The organism is Mesorhizobium sp. M7A.F.Ca.MR.362.00.0.0, assembly GCF_004023175.1.
In the GTDB taxonomy this organism is placed as follows: Bacteria; Pseudomonadota; Alphaproteobacteria; order Rhizobiales; family Rhizobiaceae; genus Mesorhizobium.
Genome location: NZ_RZTF01000138.1, coordinates 1 through 5920 on the forward strand (window position 1 = coordinate 1; position 5920 = coordinate 5920).

A 5920-nucleotide genomic window follows, 5' to 3' on the forward strand; every position below is an offset into this window, starting at 1 on the left:
CCTCCCCCTTGAGGGGAGGGTGGCCCGAAGGGTCGGGAGGGGTCGCTGCGGCAGTGCGCCGGCCTCAGTTTCGATGATGCATGTCGGGAGGAGTATCATACCAGCATGACCAACCCAGCTGAAATCCTTGGCCTTCCGAAGCCCGCTTGGGCGGCGGACGAGGTCGGCATGCTCTACGACATGGCGCATCGCTTCATGTCGGAGGAGATCGCGCCGCGCTACGACGAGTTCGAGAAGAACGAGATGGTCGATCGTGAGAGCTGGCTGAAGGCAGGTTCCGCCGGCCTGCTCTGCGCCTCTATGCCGGAGGAATATGGCGGCTCCGGCGGCACCTTCGCGCATGAGAGCGCCATCATCGAGGCCATCGGCCATGTCGGCGTCGACGGTTTCGGCATCGGCCTGCACAATTCGATCGTCGCCCCTTACATCCTCCACTATGGCTCCGAGGAGCAGAAGAAGAAATGGCTGCCGAAACTGGCGACCGGCGAGCTGATCGGCGCCATCGCCATGACCGAGCCGGGCGCCGGCTCCGACCTGCAGGGCGTCAAGACGCGGGCGCAGAAGGATGGCAATCAGTACAAGATCAACGGCTCCAAGACCTTCATCACCAACGGCCAGCTTGCGAACTTCATCATCGTCGTCACCAAGACCGATCCGGAGAAGGGTGCCAAGGGCACCTCGCTGATCGTCGTCGAGACCGACGAGGTCGAAGGATTTCAGCGCGGCCGTAACCTCGACAAGATCGGGCTCAAGGCCAACGACACGTCGGAGCTGTTCTTCAACGACATGCGCGTGCCGACCTCCAATCTGCTCGGCCACGAGGAAGGGCAGGGCTTCGTCCAGTTAATGCAGCAACTGCCGCAGGAGCGGCTGCAGATCGGCACTGGCGCCATTGCCATGATCGAGCGGGCGCTGGCGCTGACCATTGACTACGTCAAGGAGCGCAAGGCATTCGGCAAGGCGATCATCGATTTCCAGAACACCCAGTTCAAGCTGGCCGAACTCAAGACCGAGGCCACCGTCGGCCGCGTCTTCTACAATGATTGCGTCACCCGCCACATCGCCGGCGGCCTCGATCCTGTGACCGCGTCGATGGCCAAGTACTGGCTCAGCGACCTGCAGGGAAAAGTCGTCGACGAATGCCTTCAACTGCATGGCGGCTATGGCTACATGAATGAATACCCGATCGCCCGCATGTTCCGCGACGCCCGCGTCCAGCGCATCTACGGCGGCACCAACGAGATCATGAAATTGCTGATCGGCCGCTCTCTCTGAGAGCGACATCAGGCAAACCCAAGGAGCAAGCAAATGGCTGAAGCTTATGTCTATGACGCCGTGCGCACACCGCGCGGCAAGGGCAAGAAGGACGGATCGCTGCACGAGGTGCCGGCGGTGCGGCTTGCCGCCAAGACGCTTGAAGCGCTGCGCGACCGCAATGGGCTCGACACCGGCACTGTCGACGACATCATCTTCGGCTGCGTCGATCCGGTCGGCGAAGCCGGTTCGGTCATTCCGCGCGCCGCCGCCTTCGAGGCCGGCTACGACACCAAGGCGCCCGGCATGCAGATCTCACGCTTCTGCGCTTCCGGGCTCGACGCCATCAATTTCGGCGCCGCCAAGATCGCGCAGGGCGCCGATGAGATCGTCATTGCCGGCGGCGTCGAATCGATGTCGCGTGTCGGCATGGGCGCCTCCGGCGGTGCCTGGTTCATGGATCCGTCCGTAGGCCTGCCCGGCTGGTTCGTGCCGCAAGGCATCTCGGCCGACCTGATCGCCACCAAATACGGCTTCAGCAGAGACGACGTCGACGCCTATGCGGTCGAGAGCCAGAAGCGCGCCGCCAAATCCTGGGCCGATGGCCGCTTCAAGAATTCCGTCATCCCGATCAAGGACCAGAACGGCCTGACCATCCTCGACCATGACGAACATATGCGCCCGTCGACCGACATGCAGTCGCTGGCCTCGCTCAACCCGTCCTTCGTCATGCCAGGCGAAATGGGCGGCTTCGATGCCGTCGCCGTGCAGAAGCATCCCGAGGTGGAAGAGGTCAATCACGTCCATCATGCCGGCAATTCGTCCGGCATCGTCGACGGCGCCGCCGCCGTGCTGCTCGGTTCGAAGAAAGCCGGCAAGGCGATGGGGCTGAAGCCGCGCGCGCGCATTCGTACCTTCGCCAACATCGGCTCCGAGCCGGTGCTGATGCTGACCGGCCCGGTCGACGTCACCGAGAAGCTGTTGAAGCGCGCCAAGATGAAGCTCTCGGACATCGACCTGTTCGAGCTCAACGAAGCCTTTGCTTCGGTGGTGCTGCGCTACATGCAGGCGTTCGACATCGATCACGACAGGATCAACGTCAATGGCGGTGCGATCGCCATGGGTCATCCGCTCGGCGCCACCGGCGCGATGATCTTCGGCACGGTGCTGGACGAACTCGAGCGCCGCGATCTCAACACGGCTCTGGTGACGCTGTGCATCGGCGCCGGCATGGGAACCGCAACCATCATCGAACGCGTCTGACGGGGAGAGAAACGATGAGCTACACCAATTTCACCCTCGACATCGACGCCGACGGCATTGCGCAGGTCACCTGGGACATGCCTGGCCGCTCGATGAACGTCTTCACCGAAGAGGCGATGCGAGAATTGAACGCCATTGTCGACAAGGTGGCTGGTGACGCCGCCATCAAGGGCGCAGTGATCACCTCCGGCAAGGACACCTTCTCCGGCGGTGCCGACATCACCCTGCTGCAGAAGATGCTGACGACCTTCGCCGCGGAAAAGGGCAAGGACGCCGAAAGGGCGACCAAGGCGCTGTTCGACAATGCCGGCATGATGACCGGCCTGTTCCGCAAGCTGGAAACTTGCGGAAAGCCGTGGGTGTCGGCGATCAACGGCACCTGCATGGGCGGCGCCTTCGAATTGTCGCTCGCCTGCCACGGCCGTGTCGCCGCCGACAGCGACAAGGTGAAGATGGCGCTTCCCGAGGTGAAGATCGGCATCTTCCCGGGCGCAGGCGGCACCCAGCGCGTGCCGCGGCTGACCGATCAGCAGCAGGCGCTGCAGATGCTGACCTCCGGCCAGACACTGTCGCCGCAGAAGGCCAAGTCTATGGGCCTGATCCATGAGATCGCCGAGCCGGCCAGGCTCGTCGAGACCGCCAAGGCGATGATCAGGAATGGCCTGAAGCCGGTGGCGCCATGGGACGAGAAAGGTTTCAAGCTGCCCGGCGGCCAGATCTATTCGCCCGCCGGCTTCAATCTGTGGCCGCCGGCCATCGCCATCCTGCGTCGTGAGACTTACGGCAACTATCCGGCCGCCGCCGCGATCCTCAAATGCGTCTATGAAGGCCTGCTGGTGCCGTTCGACACCGGTTTGCGCATCGAGCAGCGCTATTTCACCGAGATCATGCAGACCAGGGAAGCGGCGGCGATGATCCGCTCGTTGTTCGTGTCGCTGCAGGAACTGAACAAGGGCGCCCGCCGCCCGGCAGGCGTGCCCGAAACCAAGTTCAAGAAGATCGGCATTCTCGGCGCCGGCTTCATGGGCGCGGGCATCGCCTATGTCACCGCCAAGGCCGGCATCCCGGTGGTGCTGCTCGACCGTGATCTGGAGTCGGCTGCCAAGGGCAAGGCGCATTCCGACGGCCTGATCTCGGATCAGGTCAAGAAGGGCCGCGCCAAGCCGGAGGACAAGGACAAACTGCTGTCGCTGATCACGCCGACGGCGGACTATGCCGACCTTGCCGGCTGCGATCTGGTGGTCGAGGCCGTTTTCGAGGATTCGAGCGTGAAGAAGAGCGCCACCGAACAGGCGGAAGCCGTGCTGAAGCCATCGGCGATCTTCGCGTCGAACACCTCGACCATTCCGATCACCGGCCTGGCGAAGAATTCTGCGCGGCCGAAGAATTTCATCGGCATCCATTTCTTCTCGCCGGTCGACAAGATGATGCTGGTCGAGATCATTTTGGGCAAGAAGACCGGAGACAAGGCGCTGGCCACCGCCATCGACTTCGTTCGCGCCATCAAGAAGACGCCGATCGTCGTCAACGACACGCGCGGCTTCTACGTCAATCGCTGCGTGCTGCGCTACATGTCGGAAGCCTACAAGATGCTGATCGAAGGCGTTCCCGCGCCGATGATCGAGAACGCGGCGAAGGCAGCAGGCATGCCGGTCGGCCCCCTGGCGCTGACCGACGAGACGGCCATCGACCTTGCCCAGAAGATCATGAAGCAGACCATCAGGGATCTGGGCGACAAGGCGGTCGATCCCAAGCAGATGGCGCTGATCAACGCCATGGTCGACGATCACGGCCGCTTCGGCCGCAAGAACGGCAAGGGTTTTTACGATTACCCGGCAAAGCCCGCCAAGAAGAAGCTGTGGCCGGGCCTCAGGGGGCTCTATCCGCAGCTTGCACCCGAGAAGGTCGATTATGGGGAACTGCAGCAGCGGCTGCTGGTCACCATCGCGCTGGAAGCGGCGCGGGTGATGGAAGAAGGCATCGTCACCGACCCGCGCGAGGCCGATGTCGGCTCGATCCTCGCTTTCGGCTTCGCGCCCTACACCGGCGGTGCGCTGTCCTACATCGACGGCATCGGCGCCAAGGCGTTCGTCAAGATCGCCAAGAACCTGCAGAAGAAATACGGTGCCGAGTTCAAGGCACCCAAGCTGCTGCTCGACATGGCCGAGAAAGGCGAGACCTTCTACCAGCGCTTCGATCCCTATGCGAAAGGCGACGTGAAGCAGGCAGCCTGACGCATGGGCAAAATCAAGCGTCTTGCAGCGATCTTTGCGCGTCCAAGAGGACATGGGGCGCTGTAATGTATGTCTGGGCGCGCATGGTGCGCATGATGGCCACGGCACACAGCCGTGGCCCCTATGTGATGGGCGGCGAAGGCCGGCTGGCTTTCCGCTGCCTGCCGACCGACATCGATTTCAACATCCATCTCAACAATGCGCGCTACATGATGCTGGCCGATCTCGGCCGCATCGACCTGTTTGTTCGTGCAGGCCTCATCACGCTGGCAAGGAAGAATGGCTGGGCGCCGATGATGGGCGGACTGCAAGCGGTCTATGCACGCGAGATCAGGCTGTGGCGCCGCTTCGAAGTGGTGTCCTCGATCGAGACCTGGGAAGGCACCCAGGTTGTCGGCAAGCACCGCTTCGTCCTCGACAATGGCGAGACGGCCGCGTTGATCCTGACGACAGCCGGCGTCTACGATCGCAAGGCTCGCAACTTTCTTGAGATTGACGAGGTCGTTGCGGCACTTGGTCGTGCCGTGAACCCGCGGCCACCGACGCAAACGGAGCGGATTTTCATGACATCGCACCAGGGTCTGCGCAGCTTGGCCAAGGGCGTCGATCGATCCCGGTAGTCGGACTTTCCGCGATCGACGGAAACGTTTGCAACCACTCCACGACCGGTGGACAAAACGACATTCCAAGACTAGAAGGGAAAGGTATTTTTTCCTGCACCGAAGGAGAGCGAGCATGCTCTCGCACGACCGAGTCTGGGCTGCCATCGATGCTCTTGCCAAGCGTTATTCGCTTTCGGCCTCGGGTTTGGCCAAGCGTGCGGGGCTCGATTCCACTGCCTTCAACAAGTCGAAGCGTTTGTCGTCGGATGGCCGACCACGCTGGCCCTCGACCGAATCGCTGGCCAAGATCATCGAGGCGACGGGCGCCTCACTCGACGAATTCACCGGTCTGATCGAAGGCCGGCCCGGGATCAGCAATGGTGCTTCGACCAGCCATGCCGCTTCGGTCGCCCGCAGAAGCTCCGTGCCGTTGCTCGGCTTTGCCCAAGCCGGCGCCGGCGGCTTCTTCGACGATGCCGGCTTTCCAGTCGGGCAGGGTTGGGATCTGATCGAACTGCCGGCGCAATCGACCGAGAGCTCCTACGCGCTGCAGGTGCAAGGCGATTC

At 62.7% G+C, this 5920-nt stretch carries 4 protein-coding genes and 1 pseudogene; all 5 read left to right on the top strand.

All coding sequences use genetic code 11. The features are described 5' to 3' along the window. Window positions 1-105 precede the first annotated feature (105 nt). The gene (locus EOC06_RS18000) at window positions 106-1275 is read left to right on the top strand and encodes an acyl-CoA dehydrogenase family protein (RefSeq protein ID WP_127270389.1); all 1170 of its coding nucleotides are present in this window, start codon (window positions 106-108) and stop codon (window positions 1273-1275) included. A 33-nt stretch (window positions 1276-1308) separates the two neighbouring features. Next, the gene (locus tag EOC06_RS18005; RefSeq protein WP_127807942.1) at window positions 1309-2517 is read left to right on the top strand and encodes an acetyl-CoA C-acetyltransferase; all 1209 of its coding nucleotides are present in this window, start codon (window positions 1309-1311) and stop codon (window positions 2515-2517) included. A gap of 14 nt (window positions 2518-2531) precedes the next feature. After that, on the top strand, window positions 2532-4751 hold the full coding sequence (locus EOC06_RS18010) for a 3-hydroxyacyl-CoA dehydrogenase NAD-binding domain-containing protein (protein WP_128308405.1): 2220 nt from the start codon (window positions 2532-2534) through the stop codon (window positions 4749-4751). A gap of 65 nt (window positions 4752-4816) precedes the next feature. Beyond that, window positions 4817-5371, top strand: coding sequence for a thioesterase family protein (locus EOC06_RS18015; RefSeq protein ID WP_127327675.1), 555 nt, complete (start codon window positions 4817-4819; stop codon window positions 5369-5371). Between the two features lie 115 nt (window positions 5372-5486). Further along, window positions 5487-5920, top strand: a pseudogene (locus EOC06_RS42780) (helix-turn-helix transcriptional regulator); the annotation flags it as partial.

Coding starts and splice junctions, on each gene's coding strand:
- EOC06_RS18010 (WP_128308405.1), top strand. CDS start 2,532: ATGAGCTACACCAATTTCACCCTCGACATCGACGCCGACGGCATTGCG.
- EOC06_RS18005 (WP_127807942.1), top strand. CDS start 1,309: ATGGCTGAAGCTTATGTCTATGACGCCGTGCGCACACCGCGCGGCAAG.
- EOC06_RS18015 (WP_127327675.1), top strand. CDS start 4,817: ATGTATGTCTGGGCGCGCATGGTGCGCATGATGGCCACGGCACACAGC.
- EOC06_RS18000 (WP_127270389.1), top strand. CDS start 106: ATGACCAACCCAGCTGAAATCCTTGGCCTTCCGAAGCCCGCTTGGGCG.